The sequence below is a fragment of the Pseudoalteromonas sp. S3776 genome (assembly GCF_005886915.1).
Lineage (GTDB): Bacteria > Pseudomonadota > Gammaproteobacteria > Enterobacterales > Alteromonadaceae > Pseudoalteromonas.
The window spans coordinates 36329-61995 of sequence record NZ_PNCU01000031.1 but is presented as its reverse complement, the minus strand read 5'-3'; the positions used below and the strand labels follow the sequence as shown (position 1 = coordinate 61995).

21 protein-coding genes and 2 tRNA genes are annotated in these 25667 nt (G+C 40.6%); 16 read left to right on the top strand and 7 right to left on the bottom strand.

Going from position 1 to position 25667, the window contains the following annotated elements:
* Positions 1–666 carry a hypothetical protein gene (locus CWC16_RS12995; protein WP_138541824.1) on the bottom strand — a complete coding sequence of 222 codons (666 nt, stop codon included), beginning with the start codon at positions 664–666 and terminating at the stop codon, positions 1–3.
* Between the two features lie 147 nt (positions 667–813).
* Between CWC16_RS12995 and CWC16_RS20250 the strand changes: the two genes are divergently transcribed.
* The 11 genes from CWC16_RS20250 (at position 814) to CWC16_RS12940 (ending at position 15841) form a co-directional block, all read left to right on the top strand.
* Entirely contained in the window at positions 814–1032 is a 219-nt protein-coding gene (locus tag CWC16_RS20250; RefSeq protein WP_138541823.1) for a hypothetical protein, read from the top strand.
* Entirely contained in the window at positions 1025–2101 is a 1077-nt protein-coding gene (locus CWC16_RS12985) for an AI-2E family transporter (protein ID WP_138541822.1), read from the top strand. Before CWC16_RS20250 ends, CWC16_RS12985 begins: the two co-directional genes overlap by 8 nt.
* Positions 2102–2227: 126 nt before the next feature.
* On the top strand, positions 2228–4453 hold the full coding sequence (locus CWC16_RS12980) for an aminotransferase class V-fold PLP-dependent enzyme (RefSeq protein ID WP_138541821.1): 2226 nt from the start codon (positions 2228–2230) through the stop codon (positions 4451–4453).
* A 340-nt stretch (positions 4454–4793) separates the two neighbouring features.
* Entirely contained in the window at positions 4794–6440 is a 1647-nt protein-coding gene (gene pgi / locus CWC16_RS12975) for a glucose-6-phosphate isomerase (RefSeq protein ID WP_138541820.1), read from the top strand.
* Between the two features lie 267 nt (positions 6441–6707).
* The gene (zwf, locus tag CWC16_RS12970) at positions 6708–8180 is read left to right on the top strand and encodes a glucose-6-phosphate dehydrogenase (RefSeq protein ID WP_055016278.1); all 1473 of its coding nucleotides are present in this window, start codon (positions 6708–6710) and stop codon (positions 8178–8180) included.
* Between the two features lie 3 nt (positions 8181–8183).
* Complete coding sequence (gene pgl, locus CWC16_RS12965) at positions 8184–8894, top strand: 6-phosphogluconolactonase (protein WP_138541819.1); 711 nt, start codon at positions 8184–8186, stop codon at positions 8892–8894.
* Between the two features lie 338 nt (positions 8895–9232).
* A complete protein-coding gene (locus CWC16_RS12960; protein ID WP_055018555.1) occupies positions 9233–9940 on the top strand; it encodes a SapC family protein in 708 nt (235 codons plus the stop codon).
* Positions 9941–10064: 124 nt separating this feature from the next.
* Positions 10065–11099, top strand: coding sequence for an isoaspartyl peptidase/L-asparaginase family protein (locus CWC16_RS12955; protein WP_138541818.1), 1035 nt, complete (start codon positions 10065–10067; stop codon positions 11097–11099).
* Between the two features lie 93 nt (positions 11100–11192).
* Complete coding sequence (hrpA, locus tag CWC16_RS12950) at positions 11193–15080, top strand: ATP-dependent RNA helicase HrpA (protein WP_138541817.1); 3888 nt, start codon at positions 11193–11195, stop codon at positions 15078–15080.
* 74 nt (positions 15081–15154) lie between these two features.
* Positions 15155–15535 (top strand): response regulator, encoded by a 381-nt coding sequence (locus CWC16_RS12945; protein ID WP_055016273.1) that lies wholly within the window; start codon positions 15155–15157, stop codon positions 15533–15535.
* Between the two features lie 9 nt (positions 15536–15544).
* Entirely contained in the window at positions 15545–15841 is a 297-nt protein-coding gene (locus CWC16_RS12940; RefSeq protein ID WP_055016272.1) for a PilZ domain-containing protein, read from the top strand.
* A gap of 97 nt (positions 15842–15938) precedes the next feature.
* Here CWC16_RS12940 and CWC16_RS12935 read toward each other — a convergent pair whose 3' ends face one another.
* Positions 15939–17129 carry a class I SAM-dependent methyltransferase gene (locus CWC16_RS12935; protein ID WP_138541816.1) on the bottom strand — a complete coding sequence of 397 codons (1191 nt, stop codon included), beginning with the start codon at positions 17127–17129 and terminating at the stop codon, positions 15939–15941.
* Between the two features lie 139 nt (positions 17130–17268).
* On the opposite strand from CWC16_RS12935, the gene CWC16_RS12930 reads away from it, so the two are divergent.
* Positions 17269–17925, top strand: coding sequence for an HD domain-containing protein (locus CWC16_RS12930; protein WP_138541815.1), 657 nt, complete (start codon positions 17269–17271; stop codon positions 17923–17925).
* 1 nt (position 17926) lies between these two features.
* Entirely contained in the window at positions 17927–18355 is a 429-nt protein-coding gene (locus tag CWC16_RS12925; RefSeq protein WP_138541814.1) for a VOC family protein, read from the top strand.
* On the opposite strand, the gene CWC16_RS12920 is transcribed toward CWC16_RS12925, so the two are convergent.
* Positions 18352–19347 (bottom strand): response regulator, encoded by a 996-nt coding sequence (locus tag CWC16_RS12920; protein ID WP_138541813.1) that lies wholly within the window; start codon positions 19345–19347, stop codon positions 18352–18354. The two genes, CWC16_RS12925 and CWC16_RS12920, sit on opposite strands and share 4 nt — an antisense overlap.
* 9 nt (positions 19348–19356) lie before the next feature.
* A complete protein-coding gene (locus CWC16_RS12915) occupies positions 19357–22689 on the bottom strand; it encodes an MHYT domain-containing protein (protein WP_138541812.1) in 3333 nt (1110 codons plus the stop codon).
* Positions 22690–22987: 298 nt separating this feature from the next.
* Between CWC16_RS12915 and CWC16_RS12910 the strand changes: the two genes are divergently transcribed.
* On the top strand, positions 22988–23638 hold the full coding sequence (locus CWC16_RS12910; RefSeq protein WP_138541811.1) for a M48 family metallopeptidase: 651 nt from the start codon (positions 22988–22990) through the stop codon (positions 23636–23638).
* A 62-nt stretch (positions 23639–23700) separates the two neighbouring features.
* Here CWC16_RS12910 and CWC16_RS12905 read toward each other — a convergent pair.
* Both CWC16_RS12905 and CWC16_RS12900 read right to left on the bottom strand, forming a co-directional pair.
* Positions 23701–23785 (bottom strand) — tRNA-Tyr (locus tag CWC16_RS12905).
* A gap of 48 nt (positions 23786–23833) precedes the next feature.
* Positions 23834–23918 (bottom strand) — tRNA-Tyr (locus CWC16_RS12900).
* A gap of 112 nt (positions 23919–24030) precedes the next feature.
* Here CWC16_RS12900 and CWC16_RS12895 point away from each other — a divergent pair.
* Positions 24031–24558, top strand: a complete 528-nt coding sequence (locus CWC16_RS12895; protein WP_138541810.1) for a VC2046/SO_2500 family protein — start codon at positions 24031–24033, stop codon at positions 24556–24558.
* Positions 24559–24748: 190 nt separating this feature from the next.
* On the top strand, positions 24749–25051 hold the full coding sequence (locus tag CWC16_RS12890) for a DUF6172 family protein (RefSeq protein WP_004589192.1): 303 nt from the start codon (positions 24749–24751) through the stop codon (positions 25049–25051).
* 116 nt (positions 25052–25167) lie between these two features.
* Here CWC16_RS12890 and CWC16_RS12885 read toward each other — a convergent pair whose 3' ends face one another.
* Positions 25168–25647, bottom strand: a complete 480-nt coding sequence (locus tag CWC16_RS12885; protein ID WP_138541809.1) for a YchJ family protein — start codon at positions 25645–25647, stop codon at positions 25168–25170.
* Positions 25648–25667 lie beyond the last annotated feature (20 nt).

The window sequence follows — 25667 nt, the reverse complement described above, 5'->3', positions numbered from 1 at the left end:
TTATTCCTTGTTTATTTGTTCACCAATGGCAATTTTTGCTATGTCAATTTCGTCGCTGCTTGCACGGCTGTCTTTTTCGCACAATTGGTAGAGTTCTTTTATTGTGACTCCATCAAGCTTTACAACGTTCAATTCCTGCTGCAAAAATTTAATAATTTTATGTACTACCTTATGTGCATGTAAAATAATGGCTTTATCGGCCTTATCGCCGCGCTCAAAATAAAAGCCAATAAACTTATGGAGCTGATTTATGCGGATTAGATTTTTCATTGAATGCGGATCCCATACTTTAAACTCCATAAAGCGGTTATCTCTAACGTATTGATCAATAATAATATCTTTAGCATAGGGTTGCGCCCAGAGCTCAAAGCCTCGGTCAGTAAATACTTGGTGTAGTGCAATACGGGGCTTATGTTTGGTATGTATTTCGCCAAAGTTATCTTCATAGCCTTCAAGTAAGTCTAAGTTCCAATTGCGTCTATTGAGCAGGCTTTTTACAGCGTTATCAAACCCGTGCTCCAATATTCCCTCAGCTTCGCTGACAGAAGAAGCAACGAGGTGATAAAAAGGCGGAAGCTCTCCCCAGTTTATCTGCTTTTTATACCAATTAATCTCTTTGAGAGTTGGATTACTCGGTAGTTGCGCTTTATTATGCGTGCCAGGCATTAACTTATCCTTACTGCTAATTATGCTATAAGGATAAACCATTGCAGGAATGGTTTTAAGAAAAAGTTACTGCTGTTGACATTTTATAAATAGAATGACCGACAGTATACGACTTATTATTCATTTTACTTGGCGAGTAAAGTAGTTATGTTAGAGTGCGATTTAAAAAAATTTAAATGCCCACAACAGTTTGTACAATTTAAATTAGCGCTTCGAAATGCGCAGGCATCAAATCAGGCAATAGCGTTTAGTATTAATAACAATGAGAGCGCTGATGATATTACGCGTTTTTTAAGCAAAAATGCATATACATATAAATTTGATCAACACCTAGGACTATTACGAGTGGAGCCATTGCATGTTTGAATACGTTAAAACATGGTACGAAAGGAAGTTCTCAGATCCTCATTCAGTCACCTTACTTTTTTTACTTATTGCCTCAGTGGCATTGCTGTACTTTTTTGGCGCGTTAATTGTTCCTGTATTAGTGGCATTGGTAATTGCTTATTTACTTGATTGGCCGGTCGTACACTTAGAACGCTTTGGGTTAAAACGCTTTAGCGCCACGGTCATTGTTATGCTGATATTTACCGGGGTTATGCTTACCCTTATTTTGGTTATTGGCCCTGTGCTTTGGAAGCAAACCAGTAATTTAGTACAAGAAACCCCGCACATGGTAGAGCAAGGTAAGTCATTTTTAATGGCCCTACCACAGCAATACCCCAGTTTAATTAATGCCGAGCAGGTTCAAGCTATTGTAGCCAGTGTAGAGGCCAAGGCGCTCGAATTTGGCCAAGTTATTGTCTCGTTTTCACTCACTTCGTTAAAAGATGTTGTGGCTTGGCTTATTTATTTGGTACTTGTCCCGTTACTGGTCTTTTTTATGCTTAAAGACAAGCTTGAGCTTACCAGCAGTGCCGCTACGCTTATTCCGCGACAGAGACGGTTAATTTTGCAAGTGTGGCACGAAATGAATCAGCAAATAATGAATTATATTCGAGGCAAAGTATTCGAGATTTTAATTGTCGGTGGCACCTCGTTTATTGCCTTTACCGTACTTGATTTACGTTACGCAGCATTACTTGGCGTGCTGGTTGGGTTTTCGGTGTTAATTCCGTTTGTGGGGGCGGCGTTGGTTACCATACCTGTTGCAGCGGTGGCATTATTTCAATTTGGTATCGAAACACAGTTTTGGACCGTATTAGTAATTTATGGGATCATTCAGGCGCTCGATGGCAATGTATTAGTGCCTTTATTGTTTTCTGAGGCCGTTGATTTGAACCCCGTATTTATTATTGTTGCAGTGCTATTTTTTGGCGGTTTATGGGGGTTTTGGGGCGTGTTTTTTGCCATTCCGCTCGCATCGCTCGTAAAAGCGCTAATAAATGCATGGTCATCCACCCATGGAGAAATAACAAAAGAGCTGCCAGAGTAACGTATTTTTAGTTTAAAAAAGCATAGTAAACGCACCTAAGTTACTAATTGATTATTACCCAATGTGAACAAACTTATGTACTATTGGGTATAAGATATATTTTTTAGTAATAAAGGTGCGTTTTTAATGTCTGAGTTTTTATTGCACGATGAACAAACAGCCCAGGTTTATCTTGATGCAAACGCTACAACACCTGTTTTACCCTGTATTGCCGACGTGGTGTCGCACACCATGCAAATTTGTTTTGGTAACCCATCAAGCCCCCATATAAGCGGAATACAAGCTAAGTATTTATTGGAACAGACAAGACAAAATGCACGAAATGTTATTGGAGCGCCTAAGGGGGATATTCTTTTTACTTCAGGCGCGACAGAGGGCATACAAACAGCCATTGTTTCAACACTCATTCATGCTAAAAATCATACTATCCAAAACCCAGTATTATTGTACGGAGCCACAGAGCACAAGGCGGTGCCTAACACGTTAAAACATTGGAATAGCGTTTTAGGCATTAACGCCCAATTATTAGCTATCCCTGTGGATAGCAAAGGGATTTTAGATTTAGCGTTTATTAGTAAGCACATTAATAACGCGCTGATGATTTGCACTATGGCGGTTAATAACGAAACTGGAGTTTATCAAGACCTAAACGCTATTGAGCATGCTATTCGTAGTCGTAATAAATCGGTTTCGTGGATGGTAGATTGTGTACAAGCTTTAGGTAAACAAGCACTTAAACTTAGTAGTACCAGTATAGATTATGCCCCATTTTCGGGCCATAAACTGTATGCACCTAAAGGTATTGGTTTTTTATACATTAAAAATGGCAGTGCCTATACCCCATTTATTGCAGGGGGCGGGCAAGAAAGCGGCATGCGCTCTGGTACCGAAAACCTACCAGGCATAGCAGGGCTTAATAAACTGTTTGATTTGCTGCTAGATAAAAATGACGACACGTTTAAATCGGTGGAGGTATTAAATAGCTACAGAGCGCAACTGCTTAATGCGCTGCAAAGTACCTTTGGGGGTATTACTTTTAATCATGACTTTTCTCAGTCTGTCCCTACCACCCTTAATTTTGCTGTCGATACGCTTACCTCTAAAGAGGTGATTGATTTATTTGACGCAGCTGGCATTAGAGTCAGTGGTGGTTCAGCGTGTAGCACAGGCGCAACACGCAGTTTTGTGCTTGATGCAATGGGCGCAACCGATTGGCAAAGCGAAAATGCGATTAGACTTTCGTTTGGCCCAGCCGCTACTCAAGCACAAATAGATCAAGCGTGTGCACGTATTAGCTCTTTAAAAGCCGTGCTAGAGGCTAACTGTTTAATTGTTTCTGACAGTGCGTCGCCAAAGCAAGAAGTGTGCGCGCTGGGATTAACACAATTTAGGCATAAAGGAGCGTGTAGCTGGTTGTATGTAAGTAACGACAATAGCGCCATTATTATTGACCCCGTATTAGAGCTTATACCGCGCTTTGAAAAAATAGTCAGCACACAACAGCTCAATGTAAAAGCAATTTTAGATACGCATAAGCACCAAGACCGTCCAAGCGCAGTGGCTTTATTAAATGAAGTACTGGGCACAACGCATGCGATGCAAAATAGCATTGACCTGGGCACAAAAACATTAATTACAGTGCCAACCCCAGGGCACAGTAAAGACAGCGTGAGTTATTTATTAAAAGAGTGCTCCACAGATCATATTGATTATTGTTTTTGCGGGGATTTAATTTTACCTGCAGGGCTTGGCAATACTTCGCTTGAAGGGGGCAGTGCAACGCAAATGGCACACTCACTTATCAGCCTTGGCGAGCAAATAAGTGACGATACGGTTATTTGTTCGGGGCATGACTATCAGCAATGCTTTGCCATTAACTGGCGTACTGTACGTGCGCAAACGCCTTTGCTTAGTCCATTCTTAAATAAAGAAATAAGTACGGCGCAATTTGCACAGCTAAAAGCGCAACACGATCAGCTGCATGTGCAAACCAGTAACCAACTGTGTGGCTATGTTCAAGCGGCGGTTCAATCTGACACTAAGCAGCTAGACTTTGCGCAAGCTAAAATGTTGCTAACGCAAAAAAATGTGTATTTAATTGATACCCGTGAGCCGTATGAACATGGTGTTATTAATGTAGCGGAGCTTTTTGCCGCGCCTTTAGCTAATACGCTTAATATTTCACTGAGTCGTATGGCTAACGCTATAGTCCAAAACCAGTTAAACCCGCAGCACACCTATATATTACTGTGCAGAAGTGGCAATCGTTCTAAAATTGCAGCGGCAAATTTACAGCAATTAGGCTTTGCGAATATTTATAACGTAGCGGGTGGCTTGGCGTTGGTAAGCTAATTATTGGCCTAGTTTTGTGGGTGTTTTAACCACCTATAAAGCGAGGCGAGTGTAGGCGATGCATTTTATTCGTAATTCATGAATATTTAATAAATGTTGATTAAACTGTTAAATGGTTAAAATTTGTGGGTAATTAATTCATAAAATTTTTATGATACCGGTGTCAAAAGTAAAAAATTGCGTTATTATCTGCATCATAAATTATAAAAACAGCATTTTTATTGCTTTTTTCGTTATACTAGGCGCTTGCTTTTTTACTAGCACTACGCGCAATAAGCGAAGTCTTTTTACCTAAAACTGTTTTTAAATCATTAGTTTAAATATTTTAGAGGATATTTACATGTCTAATCGTTCGCAATTAGCAAGTTGGCAAGCACTACAAACTAGTGCCGCGCAGATGAAACACACCCATCTAAAAACGTTATTTGCACAAGATGATACACGATTTGATGCATTCTCTACTCAAATTCCAGGTGTGTTGTTTGATTATTCAAAGCAACGTATCGATAAAACTATTTTTGCACAACTGATCGAGCTTGCTAAAGAGTGCGATATCGCCTCTTGGCGCGACAAAATGTTCAGCGGTGAAAAAATTAATATTACAGAAGAGCGTTCTGTTCTTCATACTGCTTTACGTAATCGCGCCCATACACCTTTAGTTGTTGATGGCGAAGATGTAACCAAAGCGGTTGATAATGAATTAGCAAAAATTAAAACCTTTGTAGAAAAAGTACGCAGTGGTCAGTGGCTTGGTTACACAGGTAAAACAGTAAAAGATGTGGTAAGCATTGGTGTAGGTGGTTCAAACTTAGGTCCACAAATGGCTACCGAAGCGCTAAAAGCACTTGCTGATGACACTTTAAATGTTCATTACGTATCTAATGCTGACGGTGTTCAAATTGCCTCTGTGTTAAAAGCAATTGATCCAGAAACAACATTGTTTGTTATTTCATCGAAAACATTTACCACATCAGAAACCATGACCAACGCCAAAACGGCCGTTGATTGGTTTTTACAAACAGCAAAAGATGACAGCGCCATTGCCAAGCATTTTGTTGCTGTGAGCACAAACTTAGAAAAAACTGCAGCCTTTGGCATTAGCGATGAAAACGTATTCACTATGTGGGATTGGGTAGGGGGTCGCTTTTCACTTTGGAGTGCGATAGGCTTACCTATTGCGTTATACCTAGGTTATGACGCGTTTGAAGCTATTTTAGAAGGCGCATTTGAAGTAGATGAGCACTTTAAATCAGCACCATTTGAGCAAAATATTCCGCTGATTATGGCACTATTAAGTGTTTGGAATACCAGCTTTTTAGGCTTTACGTCGCAAGCTATTTTACCGTATGACCAAGCGCTTCATATGTTACCTGCGTATTTACAACAAGGTGAGATGGAAAGTAACGGCAAACACGTCAATTTTGCAGGCGAAACGGTACCTTATACAACGGTACCTATTATTTGGGGTATGACCGGTATTAACGGCCAACATGCGTTTTATCAGTGTTTACACCAAGGTAATGTAATTGTACCAGCAGATTTTATTGCCTCAGTTAAGCCACAGGTAGCCGTAGATAAACATCACGATATTTTATTATCTAACTTTTTAGCGCAAACAGAAGCAATGATGAGCGGTGTAGATGCACAGCAAGTCACAGAAGATTTAGCCGCTAAAGGTAAAACACAAGCACAAATTGATGAGTTACTAAATCATAAAATTCATCAGGGTAACCGTCCTACAACATCTATACTGCTAGATACAGTTGATGCAAAAACAGTAGGACGCTTAATTGCGCTGTACGAACATAAAATTTTCTGCCAAGGCATAATTTTAGAAATTTGCTCTTTTGATCAATGGGGTGTAGAGCTTGGTAAAGGCCTTGCCTCTAAAATTGAAAGCGAACTAACCGATGACAGCGTAAAACATGCGCACGATAGTTCAACAAATGGCTTAATTGCGTACTACAAGCAGCACCGTACGCAGTAATATATTCGCTTATGTAATAAGCAAACCGAGTACCTTTGAACGGGTAGCGCTGGAGTTCTTAGGGCCTGTATTTTTGTGAGAGGATTTACAGGACTCCTAAGACTCATTTAATTGTGCAAAGAGTCAAATAATAAACACAACAACTTAGCGTAAAATATTCAATAGGCTTTTATTAACACTAAGAGCCACTGTCATTCAAGCACTAAACCTGCATACCAAGTGGCTTATGGAAGTCGCTTTTAGGTATTACAAACGTAGAGAGTAACTATGCTTAATCCTTTTGATATTATAATTTTTGGGGGCGGTGGTGATCTTGCGTTACGCAAATTGCTACCTGCAATGTACAGAGCATATCAAGAAGGCAACTTACCAGAAGGCTCGCGCATATTGCCTACAGTGCGTGAAGAAAGTAAGCGCGCTGACTACATAGAAACAGCCCACAACGCACTGAAAGAATTTTTAAGTAAAGGCGAATATAACGCTAAAGATTGGAAAGCATTTTCTACTTACTTAGTGCCTGTAGTAAGCAACGTAACCGAAGCTGACGACAACTGGGATGTACTAAAAGGCATTTTAGATGAGCACGATAGCAATAAATCTCGCGTATTTTATTTATCACTACCGCCTGCTGTTTACGGCACATGTTGTGAAATTTTATCAACGAAAGGTTTAATCACACCCACTTCACGTGTGGTTGTTGAAAAGCCAATTGGTTACTGCGGCGAATCAGCAGAGGCTATCAATGGTAAAATTGCAGAGTTTTTTGACGAAGAGCAAATTTTCCGTATTGACCACTACTTAGGTAAAGAGACAGTACAAAACTTAATGGCGCTGCGTTTTTCAAATTCACTGTTTGAAAACATGTGGGATGCTAAATCTATTGATAATATTCAAATTAGTTTATCTGAAACAGTAGGTCTTGAAAGCCGTGCCGGTTTTTACGATAAAGCCGGCGCATTGCGTGACATGGTGCAAAACCACCTTTTACAGCTATTGTGCTTAGTGGCCATGGAATCACCAAATAAACTAAACGCAAATAGCATCCGTACTGAAAAACTTAAAGTATTAGAAGCTCTTCGTCCGCTACTTGAAGGTGACGTAGATGAAAATATCGTTCGCGGTCAATACGTACCAGGGGATTTAAACGGTAAAATTGTACCGGGTTACTTAGAAGAGCTTAACGAAGGTTCAAGCAAAACAGAAACCTTTGTGGCTATTCGTGCACACATTGATAACTGGCGCTGGGCAGGGGTACCATTTTACCTTCGTACTGGTAAGCGTATGGCTAAACGTTGTGCAGAAATTGTGGTTGAATACAAAAAAGTATCGCACAATATTTATGAAGAAAACGTGGGTAATATTGAGCCAAACCGCCTTGTTATTCGCTTGCAACCGGAAGAGACAATTCAATTAACGCTTATGTCTAAGCGCCTTGATAACTTGGAAATGCAATTAGAGCCGGTAACGATGAATATTGAGCTTTCTCAAGCATATAGTAATGGTTTCCATTCTGATGCGTACAAACGCTTAATGCTTGATGCTGCCGCTAATAACCCATCGTTATTTATACACCGTGACGAAGTTCGTCAAGCGTGGAAGTGGATAGATCCAATTATTGAGCGCTGGCAAACCAAAGGCAAACCTGCACTTTACCGTGCTGGTAGCTGGGGGCCAGATGATGCTGATGAATTATTAGCTGAAAACAATCACGTGTGGTTTAACACAGGCGATAAGGCGTAAGGTATGGCAACACTTGTTGAAAAATTTTTTGACTCAAAAGATGAGTTAACCGCTGAGCTATCACGCACGCTTGAGCAGTCTTTACGCGATGGCATAAAAAGTGATGGCCGAGCCGTGCTTATGGTATCGGGCGGTTCGTCTCCGGCGCCGGCCTACAAGCACCTATCTACGCTTGATTTAGATTGGCAAAATATAGATGTAGCCATGGTTGATGAACGCTGGGTTGAGCCAAGCCACGGAAAAAGTAACGAAGCGTTTATAAAAAGCACCTTGTTACAAAATCATGGCAGTGCCGCTAATTTTATTACCATGAAAAATGATGCAGCAACGGCCGAGCAGGGCACACAAGTATGTGAAGCCGCTTATAGCGCTTTAAAAGCACCGTACGATGTAACAATTTTAGGCATGGGCCCAGATGGCCATACAGCGTCTTTATTTCCGCATGCACAGGGCCTTGAGCACGGTTTAACAACACAGCAAACTGTGTGCGCTATTAATGCAATTGAAAGTGAAGTAACGGGTAGCATCACAGAGCGTATGACACTTACGTTAAATGCAATAGCTAACTCTAAAGTGGTTAAACTCCTGATCAGTGGTGAAGAAAAGCTAGCGGTTTACAAGCAGGCTAAAGCGGGGGGCGATGTAAACGACATGCCACTTCGCGCTGTGCTAAACCATCCAAGCATAAATATTGAAGTGTATTGGGCGCCTTAATTTAGCCGCTTGTTTACAGTTTAAAAAGGCAGCTTAATTAAGCTGCCTTTTTATTTGCTTAAATAACGTACTAAAGTTATTCAAAAAATACGGTTAAACTGTTAACCAATGTTAATAGGTTTTATGGGGTTGTATTAAAATTACTCGTTATTTGTACTGTTTTTGAGCGTATTTTCTAAGTTTTTATTGTCTGTTTTTTAGCAACGCACAGATTTAGTTAAACTTTATTTTTTCATGACGGTTGTCATAAAACTTTCCCTTCCTTTTTTCGTTCAAAAGCATTAGCCTAAAGGCATTAACAATGAAACATATATATTAAAAATAAACGGAGCAGTAACATGGCGGAGCAACAAGTACAGCCTTTACACAACGAAAAGCATGCCAACACTAAAATTCAAAACGGCATCAACGTTGAATTTATGAAAACTCAACATTTAGTGCCAGTCGTTGCACATGAGTTTGCACGCGTAGCAAATGAATTCCCAATGTCTTTTGTTAAAAACAACGAAAGCGGTACTTTTCAAGCAGTTGCAATGTTTGGCCTAGAGCCAGGTGAAAACCTGTTTGTAGAAGATGGTAAATGGACAGCAGCTTTTGCGCCTATGGCATCTACACGCTACCCATTAGGTCTAGTAAAGCACCCTGAGCAAGATCAGTACGGTATTGTTATTGATGAAGCAAGCTCGCTTGTGGGTGAAGAGGAAGGCAACGCATTATTTGAAAACGGTGAAGAAACAGAGTACTTAAAGCGCCGTAAAGAGTCTTTAGTGTCTTTCATTGAGTTTTCTCAAGTAACAGAAGCATTCACTAAATACTTAGCTGATAAAGAGCTACTAGTAGCGCAAACGCTAACCGTAGACATTAAAGGCGAGAAAAAAGACATCAACGGTATTTACCTTATCGATGAGAAAAAACTAAACTCACTAAGCGATGAAGACTTTTTAGAGCTTCGTAAGCGCGGTTACTTAGCACCTATTTATTCGTTCTTAACATCTACTCACCAAGTAGCACGTTTAGCACGTTTAAAAGCAAAGCAAAGCGCGTAATTACGTACACGTTTAATAAAAAGCGCCTAATGGCGCTTTTTTTATGCCATTAATCTTGCTTTAGTTGAAATTTTTGTTGTGACCATTCACATTGTTTTTTATCTATATGTAAAAAGAGCCCACGATGAAAAAAACAGTCTTATTATCGGTTTTAGCCAGCAGCTGCTTAACATTCAGTACACTAGCGTTAAGTGAACAAGCCCCGTTTGCCATTGCGATTCATGGTGGCGCAGGCACAATTGAAAAAGCCAAGTTTACCCCAGAGAAAGAAAAAGCCTACCGAGCTAAACTAGCCGAAGCAGTAGAGGCTGGTTACAGCGTGCTTGAAAAAGGGGGCGAAAGTTTAGATGCAATAACCACTGCTATTAAAGTATTAGAACAGTCACCCTACTTTAATGCCGGGCGCGGTGCCGTGTACACTTATGATGGCAGTCATGAACTAGATGCCTCCATAATGGATGGGCGAAACCGTCAAGCAGGTGCAGTTGCAGGTGTAAAACACATAGAAAGCCCAATTGAATTGGCTCGCTTAGTAATGGATAACTCTGTACATGTAATGCTTAGTGGCCAAGGGGCTGAAGAATTTGCCAAAGAGCAGGGCGTTGAACTGATAGAAAACAATATATTTGATACTAAACATCGTTATGAAGCACTTTTAAAAGCGAAGCAAAAATTAGAAAAAGAACAAGCAACCAGCAAAAACTACCAAGCTGCACATAGAGCCCTGCCAACAAGTTATAAATTGGGCACAGTAGGGGCCGTGGCTCTGGATAAAAATGGTAATTTAGCGGCAGGTACATCTACAGGAGGCATGACCGCAAAACGCTTTGGCCGAATTGGCGATGCCCCTGTGATTGGTGCGGGTACTTTTGCTGAAAACGAGACGTGTGCGGTGTCGGCCACCGGTCACGGTGAGTATTTTATTCGCTACAGTGTTGCCAGTGATATTTGTGCACGTGTTAAATATCAAAATAAAACCATTGAGCAGGCAGGGGATGAGGTTATTAACCAAGTGCTTGCGCCTATAGGTGGTACAGGTGGTGTTATTATTGTGGATGCTAAAGGTCATATTAGCATGCCATTTAATACCTCGGGTATGTACCGAGCGAGCAAGTCGAACACGCAAGCAACCTTTGTAGGCATTTTTAAAAACCAATAGCGATATATAAGCCTTATAGAGATTGTAGGATTAACGCTGCGCGTTTATTTTGATACTATTAGCCCTCATTTATTAAATTTATAAGGTGTGCGGGTGGTAAACCTAGGTCAGTTGTTTGGCGAGCTTAAAACGTGCTTAAAAAAAGATCAGTTTATATTTAAAAAACGCTTACATGGCGTAAAAAAAATACAAGACGAGACTAAGCAGGCCAATGCCCTTGAAAAAATAGCGGCTGATATTACCCGCAGCCAGCAGCTACGTGAAAAACGTTTAGCTGAGCTGCCCGCTGTAACGTACCCTGAGCAATTACCGGTAAGTCAAAAAAAGGACGTCATTAAAGACGCTATTGCGAATAATCAAGTGGTGATTATTGCCGGTGAAACAGGCTCAGGTAAAACCACGCAAATACCAAAAATGTGTTTAGAGCTTGGCCGTGGGGTTGATGGCTTTATTGGCCATACTCAGCCAAGGCGGTTAGCCGCGCGCAGTGTAGCTAATCGCATTGCTGAGGAAATGAAATGTGAGCTCGGCCAACAAATCGGTTTTAAAATACGTTTTAGCGATCAGGTTTCTAATAATACTTATGTAAAACTAATGACCGACGGTATTTTGCTCGCCGAAATACAACAAGACCGCTTTTTAAATCAGTACGACACCATCATCATTGATGAAGCCCATGAGCGCAGCTTAAATATCGATTTTATTTTAGGGTATTTAAAAAACTTATTGCCAAAGCGCCCCGACTTAAAAGTTATTATTACCTCGGCGACCATTGATCCTGAACGTTTTTCAAAGCACTTTGATGATGCCCCCATTATTGAAGTGTCGGGACGTACATTCCCCGTTGAGGTGCGCTATAACCCAATAAGCGATATTAATAAAGACGCTATGGAAGCCGAAGGCGACCAATTGCAAGGTATTTTTGATGCGGTAGATGAACTGTGTGCTGAAGGGCCTGGGGATATCCTTATATTTTTAAATGGCGAGCGCGAAATACGCGATACCGCAGAGGCGCTCTCTAAACGTAATTTAAAACATACCGACGTACTACCACTTTACTCGCGCTTATCTAACGCAGAGCAAAACCGTATATTTGCCCCGCATTCGCGCCGCCATATTATTTTATCAACCAACGTGGCCGAAACCTCATTAACGGTGCCAGGTATTCGTTATGTAATAGACCCAGGTACAGCGCGTATTAGCCGTTACAGCTATCGTACTAAAGTACAGCGTTTACCTATTGAGCCAATTTCTCAGGCAAGTGCCAACCAGCGTATGGGGCGTTGTGGCCGTGTTGAAGCGGGTATTTGTATACGCTTGTACTCAGAAGATGACTTTATATCTCGCCCAGAATTTACAGACCCAGAAATACTGCGTACCAATCTAGCCTCTGTTATTTTGCAAATGTTGGCATTAGGGCTTGGCGATATGAGCGAGTTTCCGTTTGTACAAGCGCCAGATAGTCGCAATATTAACGATGGTTTAACCCTACTTGAAGAACTACAGGCGATTAAGCCGAGTAAAAAACGCCATCAAACGAGTTTAACGCAATCAGGTCGTGAGCTTAGCCGCTTACCGGTCGACCCGCGCTTAGCTAAAATGGTGCTCACGGCTAATAAGCTCGGTGCACTGCGAGAAGTTATTATTATTGTGGCTGCGCTGTCGATTCAAGACCCACGAGAGCGCCCGCAAGAAAAACGTGCCGCAGCGAACGAAAAACACAGCCGCTTTGACGACCCTGACTCGGATTTTATTGCTTTTTTAAACCTTTGGAATTACCTAGAAGAGCAGCAAAGTGAGCTGACAAATAGCCAGTTTAGAAAGTTGTGCCAAAAAGACTTTTTAGCTTATATGCGTATTCGTGAGTGGCAAGACATTGTTTATCAAATAAGCACTGTGTGCAACGAAATGAAAATTAAAGCCACCACCCAAGTGGCTGACTCTGAGCTAATTCACAAAGCGCTTCTGAGCGGCATGTTAAGTCATATTGGCTTTAAAGACGAAAAGCAAATATATAAAGGCGCTCGTAATAGCCAATTTCATATCTTTCCGGGGTCTGGGTTATTTAAAAAGAGCCCCAAATGGATTATGTCGGCAGAGCTGGTAGAAACCAGTAAACTATACGCACGTATTAATGCCAAAATAGATATTAATTGGGTAGAGCCCCTTGCACAGCATTTAGTAAAACGAAGCTATTCTGAGCCGCATTGGGAGAAAAAACCAGGCGCTGTTATCGCGTTCGAGCAACAAACCTTGTACGGCTTATTGGTGGTTAATAAACGCCGCTGTGTGTATAGCAATATAGACCCTAAAGTTAGTCGTGAACTGTTTGTACGCACCGCCCTTGTAGAGCAAGAGCTTGGCTTAAATGAGCAATTTTTAGCGTACAACCGCGAGCTAATAGAAGATATTCAGGTACTTGAGCATAAATCGCGACGTCGCGATATTTTGGTTGATGAGCAAACGTTATTTGAATTTTACGATAAAAAAATACCGAAAGAAATCAACAACCGTGCAGCCTTTATAAAGTGGTATAAAGCGCAAAAGCAAAAAGATAAACGCTATCTATACATGACCCGTGAAGAGCTTATGCAACACGGTGCAAGTAATATAACTGAATTTGATTACCCTGATACATGGCAGCAAGATAATATCATTTTACCGCTGAGCTATCATTTTGATCCAGGACAAGCTGTTGATGGGGTGGCTGTACAAATACCGGTCGCACTTTTAAACCAAGTGCAAGAAACCGGGTTTGATTGGCACATACCTGCCTTTAGGCATGAGCTAATAAGTGGTTTAATAAAATCGCTGCCTAAGTCGTTACGTCGTAACTTTGTACCTGCTCCTAATTACGCTGATGCTGTACTGGCTGCCATTGAGCCTATGCAAGGCAGCTTACTCGATGCACTTACTACACGCTTACTAAGAATGACAGGCGTAAAAGTAGAGATAGAGGCGTGGGATTTAAACGCACTGGCGCCTCATTTACGCTTACAGTTTGAGGTACGTGACGAGCACGATAAATTGCTTGCACGCGGTCTCGATTTAGCAAAACTAAAAGCACAGCTACAAGGCAAAGTAACCGATACGCTGTCAAAAGTGGCCGATAAAGGCATTGAAAAAGCCGATTTAACACACTGGGACTTTGGCGCTTTGCCTGCCTCGTACGTTAAAAAGCAAGGCCAATACGAAATAAAAGCTTACCCAGCGCTGGTAGATAAAAAATCCACTGCGGCAATTGAGCTCTTTGATAGCGAAGAAAAAGCACAGCAAGCACATCAGCAAGGTTTACGTCGTTTAGTATTATTAAATGTACCCTCACCAATAAAGTACCTTCAGCAAAACTTGCCCAATAAAGCTAAGCTGGGCTTGTACTTTAATCCGTTTGGTAAAATTGCAGATTTAATTGACGATTGTATTGCAGCCGGTGTAGACAGCTTATTATTAAAGCATGGTGATATACGCGATGAAGAGGCTTTTGATAAAGTTAAAGAGCATATTAGGGGCGAACTAGGCGATGTTGTAGTAGAAATTGCCACCCAGGTTGAACAAGTTTTAAGCATTGCCCACGCGTTACATAAAAAAATGAAAGGGCGTGTCGATTTAACTATGATAACTGCCCATGGCGATATAAAATCGCAGCTTGAGTCTCTTATCTTCAAAGGGTTTGTGAGTGCTCACGGTGCAAATAAAATGCCCGACCTAATTCGTTATTTAAAAGCGATTCAAAAACGTTTAGAAAAACTGCCTGTTGATCCTAACCGCGATAGACTGTGTGTTTTAGAGCTTGAAAAAGTAGCGCAAGAGTACAAAAAGCTCGTAAATAAAATTCCAAAAGGCTTACCTATCCCGCAAGAGGTAGAGGCTATTTTTTGGATGCAGCAGGAGCTTAGAGTATCACTGTTTGCGCAAACCTTAGGTACCCCATATCCTATCTCTGCAAAACGCGTTATGAATGCGATAAAAGAGATAGAATAAAACTTGCATTTTCTATTAAGCTTAGTACCTTAATAGAAGGATTTATTTTTGGTTGAGAAGGAAGCGACATACCTATGTCCTCATCGGTTGAACATAAGATTAAGCGGTTGTTAGTTGTAGATGACGAGTATTTTAATTATGAAATGCTTAAATCTGCGCTGACTTCAAAATTTGAAGTTAGTTATGCTGACTCAGGCAAAAGCTGTTTGGCGTCTGCCATTGCTAACCCGCCGGATATTATTTTGCTTGATGTATGTATGCCAGGCCTAGATGGGTATGATACATGTCGGATGCTTAAGCACACGCCTGAGACTAAAAATATACCCGTTGTTATGGTATCGGGATTAGAGTCGCCTTCGGAAAAGCAGGCGGGGTTTGATGCAGGGTGTGATGCCTATGTGGTAAAACCGTTTTCGATGGGTACTTTATTTGAGCAAATAAACACGGTTGTTTAAAGGTGATGCATGTTTACTGAAGATAAGCGCAATTTTAGACGTATGCAGGTTAATACGCCTGCGCAATTAACAACAATTGAGCCTATTGCAGGGCTAAATTATACCGCAGAATGTGTGGATTTAAGTGCCACTGGTTTATCACTTCATTTAGATGATTTACTTGAACTCGATACTTTGCTTCAGGTTAATATAGAGTCAACTCACCCAAGTATTGCCTCTTTAAACGCAACGGCTAAGGTTATACGTGCTAGCAAAGAGGACGATGGCACTATTACAGCAGGATTAGAAATAGTCCAGTTTAACTAAATTAAATAAGCACCTAGCTGGTGGCTTTTGCCATCGCAGGGGTTAAATTACGTTCGATTTTTATTACCTACGTCCTTGTAGGTAATGACAATAATCTTTAGTAAACCTTACAAATTAAGCCCTTTAAGTAAAAGCCTTCAGGGTAACTGCCCGCAATAGGGTGATCGGCCGCTTGATTTAAACGTTCCATAATCAATAGCTCTTTACCCGCATCTAGCGCAGCGTCTGCTACCACTTTTTGAAACAAATTTTGCTCCATTAATCCAGAGCACGAAAAGGTAAGTAATGTACCGCCTGGCTTTAAAATTTGCATAGCAATCATGTTTATATCTTTATACCCACGACACGCTCCAGTTAACTGTGCTTTGTTATCTGCAAACTTTGGTGGGTCCATTACAATAGTGTCAAACTGTTTGCCTTCATCTCTGTACTGGCGCAATAGCTTAAACACATCTTGTTTTACAAAATCGACTTTATTTAAATCTAAGTTATTGTGCTCTACGTTACGCTTAGCGGTATCTAACGCTGGTTGCGATACATCAACATTAGTAACGTGTTTACAACCACCGCGTAAGGCATACAATGAAAATGTACCTGTGTAGCTAAAGCAATTTAATACGGTTTTATCTTTTGAAAAACGCTCAAGTGCTGCGCGGCTATCACGCTGGTCAAGGTAAAAGCCTGTTTTGTGACCTTCTAAAATATCCACTTCAAGCTTTAGGCCATTTTCTTCAATAAGTACAGGTGCTGAAGGCTCGTTTCCCCACAAAACGCCTTTGATGGGCTCTAAACCTTCTTTGGTGCGCACGTCTACATCAGAGCGCTCATAGATATTTGCACCAGGAAAAATAGCCATTAATGCGCCTACAATTTCACCTTTATGGCGCTCAGCACCAGCACTTAATAGTTGACACACTAAGGTGTTATCAAACTTATCGATAGTAACACCAGGTAAATAGTCAGACTCAGCAGCACATAATCTAAATCCAGTTAAACCGCCTTCGGCGATTGCATGCTCACGTGCTTGTAAAGCACGGCGTAAGCGACGCTCAAAAAATTCTTGGTCTATTACTTCTTTTTCATCAAAGCTCCACACACGCGCTCTTATTTGTGAATGAGGGCTATAAGCTGCGGTGGCAAGAAATTTACCTTCGCTGTCGTGTATTGTTACCGTATCACCTAGGCCTGGTTTACCTTTAATTTTTTTGATGGCTTTAGAAAATAACCATGGGTGTTTTCTTTTTAATGATTTTTCGCGACCGGCTTGGAGGTAAACGGCAGATGACATAAGGCTTCTCAGTAGTAATAAATAAGCGCTGTATTTTAGTCAAGCAAAGAGCAACATACAATGAATGTTTTGCAAGGAAGGTGTAAAGCACGGTAAAGTATGAACAATTTTTATATTAATTTGTTTTTGGAACATAACTGTGGCCAACTCTGTTTTAACCCCTGAGTTACAACAACTAGATTCTCAATGTCGTACATTTATTACTTCGCTAATACATGCTGATGTAGCCCACGACATAACACATATAGAGCGCGTAGTACGTGTTGCTATTCAATTGTGTCACGCCGAGCAAGCCAATATGAATATTGTTTTGCCCGCAGCATGGATGCATGACTGTGTTGCAGTGGCAAAAAACCATCCTGACAGAGCAAAAGCGTCAACCATGGCGGCAGATAAAGCCATTGCGTTTTTAAAGTCAATTAACTATGACGCGAGTTTGTTTGATGATATTCATCATGCTATAGCCGCCCATAGCTTTAGCGCCAATATAGCGGTTAAAACTTTAGAAGCTCAAATCGTGCAAGATGCCGATAGGATGGACGCACTCGGTGCAATAGGTGTCAGCCGCTGTATGAAAGTAGGGGGTTCTATCAGTCGCTTACTGTACAACCCTGATGATCCGTTTTGTGTTAACCGCGAAGCAGATGATAAAACCTATACTCTGGATCATTTTTTTATTAAATTGCTTCATATTGCTAAGAGCATGAATACGCCCTCAGCTAAAGCTGAGGCAGAGCGACGCACAACGTATATGTATGCGTTTTTAGTGCAGTTAAAATCAGAAATTGGCCAATAGTATGAGTGCTCCATTATTATCGGGCATAGATCATTGCCACCTAAATGTTGAAAACATCCAAGAAGCGCTAAAATGGTACAAGCAGGTGTTAGGCTTTAGCGTTGTTGAAGAGCTTGCCTTTTGGAATGAAAATGGCAAGGGGCCACTCACACTTGAAGATACCGCAAAAACAACACGTTTAGCGTTGTTTGAAGCACAAGGGCGAAGTAAAGGGATTGCGTTTTCAGCCACAGGTGCACAGTTTATTTGTTGGATTGATTATTTAAAAGGCTTAAACATAAAAACAGTGCTGGCCGATCATGGTGTTACGTTTTCACTTTATTTTAAAGATAACAGTGGGAATAGCCACGAAATAACCTCTCATGACTACCCGCACATAAAAGCGGTATATGGCGATGTAAAACAAGGTTCGCGCAAGCGCAATACTTAGTGTTGCTCTTGGTATGCGTTTTTGATTGCGATTATACCATCGAGCTTATTTACAAATAAGTTGATGAGGTCGGGGTCAAAGTGTTTACCTGCTTGTGCTTGCATATGTTCAAGCGCCTCTTCTACACTCCAAGCCTCTTTATAAGGGCGTTTTGAGGTAAGGGCGTCAAATACATCTGCAATCGCTACAATACGCCCTTCAACCGATATTTGTTCGCCTTTTAAACCATTAGGGTAGCCACTGCCATCCCACTTTTCGTGGTGCTCTATAGCCAGTTTATGGGCAAGTTGTAATAGCGGTGATGAGGAATTTGCTAAAATTTGTGCGCCAATAGCCGCATGCTGTTTCATGTGGTCAAATTCGTCAGGGGTCAATCGCCCAGGCTTTAATAAAATAGCATCCGGAATACCTATTTTACCTACATCGTGCATAGGGGCTGCTTGGCGAAGTAGCTCTGCTTGTTGCTCACCCATGCCAAATTCTAATGCTAATAATTTACTGTATTGGCTCATTCTAGCAATGTGCTCACCAGTGTCTGTGTCTTTGTACTCTGCAGCGCGGCCTAATCTATGTACTAAATCAACATGGGCTTGCTTTAATTGCTCAGCTTGTACAAGCGATAAATGTGTTTTAACACGTGCGCGTACAATCGCAGGACTAATAGGTTTAGTAATGTAATCAACCGCACCGAGTTCAAACCCTTTAAACTCATCGCTTTCATCGCCAAGAGCCGTTACAAAAATAATCGGGATGTGCGAAAGCGTGGGTGTGCTTTTAAGTATTTGGCATACCTCAAACCCATTCATATCGGGCATCATGATATCGAGTAATATGAGCTTAGGCTGTTCTTTCTCAAGTAGGGCAAGTGCTGCAGCGCCTGATTTAGCAAAAGACATGCGGTATTGATTACCTAATACTTCTCGCATAACTTTTAAGTTAGCAGGTTCATCATCAACGATTAATATACGCGGCTTGTCGTTGCTAAAATCCATTCAATATTCTCATTCTTCGGTAAACTCTTTAATTAAATCGTCTAGTATGTGTTGTGCCTGATCAAAATCAAATTCATCAAACGCGTTTACAACCTCACTAATTTTAGTTTGTAAGTGTGCAGGGACGTTATTTTCAAGCTGTGCAAGTAAATCATCGTTGAGCTCAGCACTTTGCGCTTCATGGTGCAGCGTTTCACACAGTGACTTTAATTCAGCTGTGCTTAGCGTGCTTTTTTGCTCAATATCCTCACTTTCAGCAGGTGTGATTTGTGTGCATTCATCGCCTGATATTAATTGCGTTATGGTCTCTAATTCATCTTTTATTTGTGTAACTAACGCTTGAGATTGCTCAGGTATTTGCTCGCGTTCTAAATTGGCTAATAAAGTCATTAATGTTGTAAGACCTAAATTACCAGCAACTCCTTTAAGGGTGTGTATTAGGCTATGCTCGTTTTTAACCTGCGATAATTTAGTATTAAATAAAATATCAAATCGTTTATTACTGTCATTTATAAATTTGGCAATTTCGGTTAACTGCTTGTATTTATTGCCCCAAAGCATCACACCTTTTTCAAAGTCGATGTGTTTAGCCTCAGGGTCTGATTGGCTAATCACCATATCTTTTGCAATACCTAAGCCAAGCACTTGGGCAATTTCTTGGTTAAGCTGATTTATATCTATAGGCTTATTAGCAAAGCCGTTCATACCAGCACGTTTAGCTGTAAGTTTATCTTGCTGAAGCACGCTGGCTGTTAGGGCAATAATAGGGGTGAATTTAAGCTGCCTTTGCCTTTCTATGGCTCTAATTTTCGTGGTGGCTTCTATGCCATCACACTCAGGCATATGAATATCCATCAGTATGACATCAAAGCTTTGCTTTTCGAATATTTCCACAGCGTCTAAACCGTTGCTTGCCTTGGTAACTAAATGCTGATCTTTAGAAAGTAATAAAGAGAGTAACTCGGTGTTTTGCTCGATATCATCCACCACCAGCACTCTTAGTGAGGGTAACTGGGTGTGTAGGCCATCGAAATGATCTATTTTTTCTGCATCGCCTTGTTTAAGAGGTAATGAGAAATAAAAGCAGGTGCCTTTGTTTTCTTCACTGACTAGGTTTATGGTGCCGCCCATCAGCTCTACTAATTGTTTACTAATGGTTGTGCCAAGTCCTGTACCACCAAAGCGACGAGTTGTGGTGCCATCGGCCTGAACAAACGGCTGAAAAATAGCTTTAACACGGTCTTTAGCAATACCTATGCCGGTATCTTGCACTTCAAAAAAGAGCTGTTCGGTTTGTGTGGTGCTTACAGTGAGCTCAACCGATCCTTGCTCGGTAAATTTAATGGCGTTACCGATTAGGTTGGTTAAAATTTGCCTTAACCTATCTGGGTCGCCATAGTAGGTGCTGGCCACAGAGTCTTTAATGTTTAACTTTAAGCGCAGGTCTTTCTTTTTTGCTTCAAGCCAAAATGTCGAAATAATGCTATCGAGTACCTGCTTCAAACTAAAGTGTACTGGTTCAATCGTTAACTTTCCGCGCTCAAGCTTTGCGGTATCAAGCACTTCATTAAGGAGTCTCAATAATGAACGCGCCGCATTATTGACTGTAACCAAATGTTTTTGCTGTTCTTGGTTTAGCGGTGTGTCCATGAGTAGGTCGCTAAAACCGATAATAGAATTCATTGGCGTGCGAATTTCGTGGCTCATATTAGCCATAAACGATTGCTTAGCGTGCGCAGCTTCTTCAGCTTGCAATTTAGCTTGTTCTAGTTTGTCTTCGTATTCTTTTTGCTCTGTAATATCAACGAGCACCCCATCTATCCACTGCGGGTTATTCTCTTTATCAAGGGTTATACTGCCTTTATCGAGTACCCAGGCGACTTTACCGTTGCGGTGGCGTATACGGTATTCTACCGAGTATTTTAAGCTTGAGGTCATGGCTTGTGCTACGGCTTCGTTAACCGTTGGTTGATCTGTTTTTAAAATGAGATCATTAAATTCAATGCAGCTTTCTGTGAACTCTTCTGGCGTGTAGCCTGTGAGCTCCGTTATGGTCGGGCTGATAAATAACATGCTCCAGTTTTCATCGTATTTACAACGAAAAGCAGCGCCAGGCATATTATCCATTAAAGAGCGGTACTTTTGCTCTTTTTCAATAAGGCTTTGTTGCAAGGCGCGTTGTTCGGTTAAATCGGTGATAAAGCCAACATATAACGGCATCTGGTCGGGCTGGTTAACTTCTCCTATGCCTAAGCGTATTGGGAAGAGGTGGCCATCTTTGTGCTTAGCAGAGACATCTCTATTTATACCAATTACCTTACCAAGATCTACATTTTTGGCGTTAGACAAATAGCCATCGTGGTGGCGGGCGATTTCATCGGCCATCAGCATTTTTACATTTTGCCCCTGAACGTCACTTTCTCGCCAACCAAAAATTTTGCTGGCAGCTTCGTTAAAGCTCAATATAATGCCGGTGTGATCTATAGTTACAATGCCATCAATAGCAGTGCCTAAAATAGCATTTAAGCGCGATTCATCCGCCGATTTTTCCTCAAGTAATAAGCGGTATCTTACCATGCCATTTATAACTGCAATAACACAAGTTATAGCAACCGTCGCGGTAGCTATGGCAATAGCCACAAAAGCAAGCTCAGTGGTTGACTCTTGATAATCAGGTAAAAGCGGTGTGGTTGCAACAAAGCGGGTAGCGGCCATACCCATGTAGTGCATGCCTGCCACTGCTGAGCCTAAAATAATAGCGGTAATAGCACGCGCTTGTATCTGTGATAAATTAGGTAGCAAACGCGTTAAATAATAACGGGTAAAAAGTGCTATAAACGATAAACCAACAGCGACCACGATCGATAAAGCAAACATGGCTGGGTCGTAACGTAGTAACGGGGCCAGCTCCATAGCCGCCATGCCACTGTAGTGCATTGTGCCAATACCTGAGCCAAGTAAAATAGAGCAAATAATAAGGTGTTTGAACGAGCCTTGCGATTTTACTAAAATCGAAAAGGCATATTGGCATGCAATAAATGCAGGTAAAAAAGATAAAAGGGTTATCAGCGGATCATAACTTATATCTGTACATAGCGAAAAAGCCAACATACCTATAAAGTGCATGCTCCATATGCCGGCCGATAAAACAGTGGCTCCGGTTATATTGGCTAGGCGTTTATAGCTTTCGAACTGTGTTTGCTTAGCTACATCAACTAACCATACGGTAAAAAAGGCCGCAAAAATAGCGGTAATGACCGATAAACTAACCAGTATAGGGTTATATGCACCATTGATAATAAGGCTCGGATCTTGATCGGTTATAAAAAATGCAGAGAGCATAACGACTCAAATTAGTATCTTTATTAAACTAGTTTAATAGATTTATTATATAAATAAACTGTTAATCTAATAATTTATACTATAAATCTGTGAAGTTACTTTTTCTTGTAAAAATATTAACATACGCAGTGCACTTCATTAATAAAACGTTATTTTGAGTTAGTAAAAAATACTGAACCTATTTATTTATCGTTAAATAACTACATTGAATAGATAAGGCTTTATAATAGGCTTTTTTAGATTTTGAGCATACACCTTGTTTGAGTATCAGTTAAAGCGAAGTACAAGGCGTAAAACAGTGGCAATAAAAGTTAGCCAACAATTAGTTACTGTTTATGCACCTACGCACGTATCAAAAATACATATAGAACAATGGCTGCTCAGTAAAAAAGAGTGGGTAGCTGCGCAATTACATAAACAACTTAATGCTATTGATGTTCATCAATATCCATTTAAAAGTCAGAAAGTTACGGTGTTTGCTAAACCATATACTATTACTTTCGCTAAAGGGACACGCTCGTATGTTCAGCAGTCCGACAGCGAGTTTATTATTTACACTTCTAAACGAGTAAAAAAACAGCTCGAAAAACGTAAGCAGCTACTTTGCCTTGCTCTTGAAGAAATGCTAACAAACTACATTGAAATGCGTTTAGCCTATTATTGCCAACAGATGTCAGAAGCATTACCGACTAAATTGACGATTGGAAGTTATAAACGTAAGTGGGGGAGTTGTAATTCTCGACGAGAACTAACCTTTAACCTAAACCTTGTTGGGGCACCGCATCATATAATTGATTATGTTATTGTGCACGAATTGGCTCATTTAACGCATTTAAACCACAGCAACGCTTTTTGGAAGCGCGTAGCTAAATTTTATCCCGATTATAAATTGGCATCAGCATGGCTTAAAAATCACGGGGCAACATTACAGTGGGTATTTGATAATTAGTCTAAAAATGAGATTTAAATAGTGATAAAAAAGAGATAGAAAAAGATACTGAAGATAAGAAGTGGTGGAGGGAGCTGGATTCGAACCAGCGAAGGCTGAGCCGTCAGATTTACAGTCTGATCCCTTTGGCCGCTCGGGAACCCCTCCACACTATTTTGTTACATTTGGCCCCACTTAACTTAGCGGTAAGAAAAGTGGTGGAGGGAGCTGGATTCGAACCAGCGAAGGCTGAGCCGTCAGATTTACAGTCTGATCCCTTTGGCCGCTCGGGAACCCCTCCAATGCAACGGCGCTGATAATAGCAAACTGCGTATTTAAGTAAAGAAAAAAGCTAAAGAAATTTGAAATAAAGCCGATAAATATCTACCAGTTATCATAATCGGCTAAAGACTATGCAAATCGATGATTTGTTAATCACAGAGAGTCAGCTAAAGACCAGGCTAAATAAAAGTGTGCATGAAAATCGCAGAGGTGAATTCTCACTTTTATTAGCGATGCTATCGCATGATGCGCTGGATTTTAGTCAATTTCACTTGCCAAAAAGTGAGACGCATAGTGCTTATGTAGACGAAGAACAGTTAAGGGAGCGCTTTGGTGCTGGGCCAAAGCAATTATTAGCTCCCGATAAATTTGATATGAGCATAGGGCAAGAGCACGCATCGGTGATTGTTCAACAAGGTGAGCAAGCAGGTATGAAAGCAATAAAATTAAGTCACTGCTTAAACCCTGAGCCACTAGCGATTAGAGATGATAAGTTACATATTCCTTTAACAGTAATCGATAATTGTGAACTATCAGTACGCAGACGCTTAAATGACACGCACACCGCGCTTGCAAGTCCACAAATGGACGCCGCAGCATTTTATGACGATTTAACTAATGAGGCTATACATAAGCCATTGCTTGTTGCTAACGCATAAAAATAATTTAACACTTGTACGTTTTAAAAGCCTAAAACACCTTATATTTAATAATCGGTTATGCAATAAAATAGAACAATTCTTTTTTTGTTTAAAAAAAGCATCCACAAATTAAATGCAATTGCTATAATGGCTGCAAATGGTATGACTTGAGTGCCATTATCATTAAATCAAGGTAATTAGGAACGTAATGAAGAAAACATTCACGCTAAATCATGAGAAAATCAAATACCCTCGTATGGTTGATGCTGCAAAGCATGAAGTGAAAAAATATTTGAAAAGAGAGCGCAATAAAACGCTACCTGTTGAAGCTGATTACTGGGCGTTTGACTGTAAGTTTGGCACAAGTGCCGATGATGCCGAAGTTGTTCACGTAGCTGAAATTAACAACAAGATCAGCGAAATCGAAAAGCAGGCGCTTACTTCATTCTATGTTGAGATTTTAGCTAGACCTGCGCAGCGTGAATCGTTCGATTTAGATGATGATGAATAAAAACCCAATAACAATATTGTAGAAAATGGACCTAAATGGTCCATTTTTTGTTTTAGCTAGTGGTTAAGTTCGTTATTGAAATTACTTAAGCGTCGTTATACTTTAAGTGTATTACTTTATAAAGCGTGGCATTTTTTATATTTCTTAGCACTTCCGCAAGGGCAGGGGTCATTTCTATTAACTTTAATATCGGCTACCGGATTAATAATACCCTCTAAATAACGCCATTCACCATCCTCTTTTATAAAGTCTGATTTCTCATCCAGTTCACAATATAAGTTTTGGTAAAAATAATACGCGTTAAAGGCAACAGAGCCTCGCTCATCACTTTGTTTTGTGTCGCGTACAACTAATTTTACAAAGCGGCAGCTATTGGCAAAGTCAGCAATTTCATTTACTGGGTTTTGTGCTTGTTTTTCTTTAGCGTAAGTTTTAAATACATAAGATGCATTTTTTAATGCATAAGCACTAAAACGCGAACGCATTAATTGCTCAGGTGTTTCTGGGGTTTTTATATCAAGATGATAAGGTTGGCAACAGTCGCCATAATTAAGCTGACTGTTGCATTTGCAGGCGCTGGTACTGGTTACACTCATAAAATACTAATTAACATAAA

Excerpts from the sequence above, each read along its gene's own strand:
- CWC16_RS12955 (WP_138541818.1), top strand. The coding sequence starts at position 10,065 with ATGAAAAAAACAGTCTTATTATCGGTTTTAGCCAGCAGCTGCTTAACA.
- CWC16_RS12920 (WP_138541813.1), bottom strand. The coding sequence starts at position 19,347 with ATGGATTTTAGCAACGACAAGCCGCGTATATTAATCGTTGATGATGAA.
- CWC16_RS12895 (WP_138541810.1), top strand. The coding sequence starts at position 24,031 with ATGCAAATCGATGATTTGTTAATCACAGAGAGTCAGCTAAAGACCAGG.
- CWC16_RS12960 (WP_055018555.1), top strand. The coding sequence starts at position 9,233 with ATGGCGGAGCAACAAGTACAGCCTTTACACAACGAAAAGCATGCCAAC.
- CWC16_RS12935 (WP_138541816.1), bottom strand. The coding sequence starts at position 17,129 with ATGTCATCTGCCGTTTACCTCCAAGCCGGTCGCGAAAAATCATTAAAA.
- zwf (WP_055016278.1), top strand. The coding sequence starts at position 6,708 with ATGCTTAATCCTTTTGATATTATAATTTTTGGGGGCGGTGGTGATCTT.
- CWC16_RS12915 (WP_138541812.1), bottom strand. The coding sequence starts at position 22,689 with ATGCTCTCTGCATTTTTTATAACCGATCAAGATCCGAGCCTTATTATC.
- CWC16_RS12885 (WP_138541809.1), bottom strand. The coding sequence starts at position 25,647 with ATGAGTGTAACCAGTACCAGCGCCTGCAAATGCAACAGTCAGCTTAAT.
- CWC16_RS12940 (WP_055016272.1), top strand. The coding sequence starts at position 15,545 with ATGTTTACTGAAGATAAGCGCAATTTTAGACGTATGCAGGTTAATACG.
- pgl (WP_138541819.1), top strand. The coding sequence starts at position 8,184 with ATGGCAACACTTGTTGAAAAATTTTTTGACTCAAAAGATGAGTTAACC.
- pgi (WP_138541820.1), top strand. The coding sequence starts at position 4,794 with ATGTCTAATCGTTCGCAATTAGCAAGTTGGCAAGCACTACAAACTAGT.
- CWC16_RS12945 (WP_055016273.1), top strand. The coding sequence starts at position 15,155 with ATGTCCTCATCGGTTGAACATAAGATTAAGCGGTTGTTAGTTGTAGAT.
- CWC16_RS20250 (WP_138541823.1), top strand. The coding sequence starts at position 814 with ATGTTAGAGTGCGATTTAAAAAAATTTAAATGCCCACAACAGTTTGTA.
- CWC16_RS12995 (WP_138541824.1), bottom strand. The coding sequence starts at position 666 with ATGCCTGGCACGCATAATAAAGCGCAACTACCGAGTAATCCAACTCTC.
- CWC16_RS12980 (WP_138541821.1), top strand. The coding sequence starts at position 2,228 with ATGTCTGAGTTTTTATTGCACGATGAACAAACAGCCCAGGTTTATCTT.
- CWC16_RS12890 (WP_004589192.1), top strand. The coding sequence starts at position 24,749 with ATGAAGAAAACATTCACGCTAAATCATGAGAAAATCAAATACCCTCGT.
- CWC16_RS12985 (WP_138541822.1), top strand. The coding sequence starts at position 1,025 with ATGTTTGAATACGTTAAAACATGGTACGAAAGGAAGTTCTCAGATCCT.
- CWC16_RS12925 (WP_138541814.1), top strand. The coding sequence starts at position 17,927 with ATGAGTGCTCCATTATTATCGGGCATAGATCATTGCCACCTAAATGTT.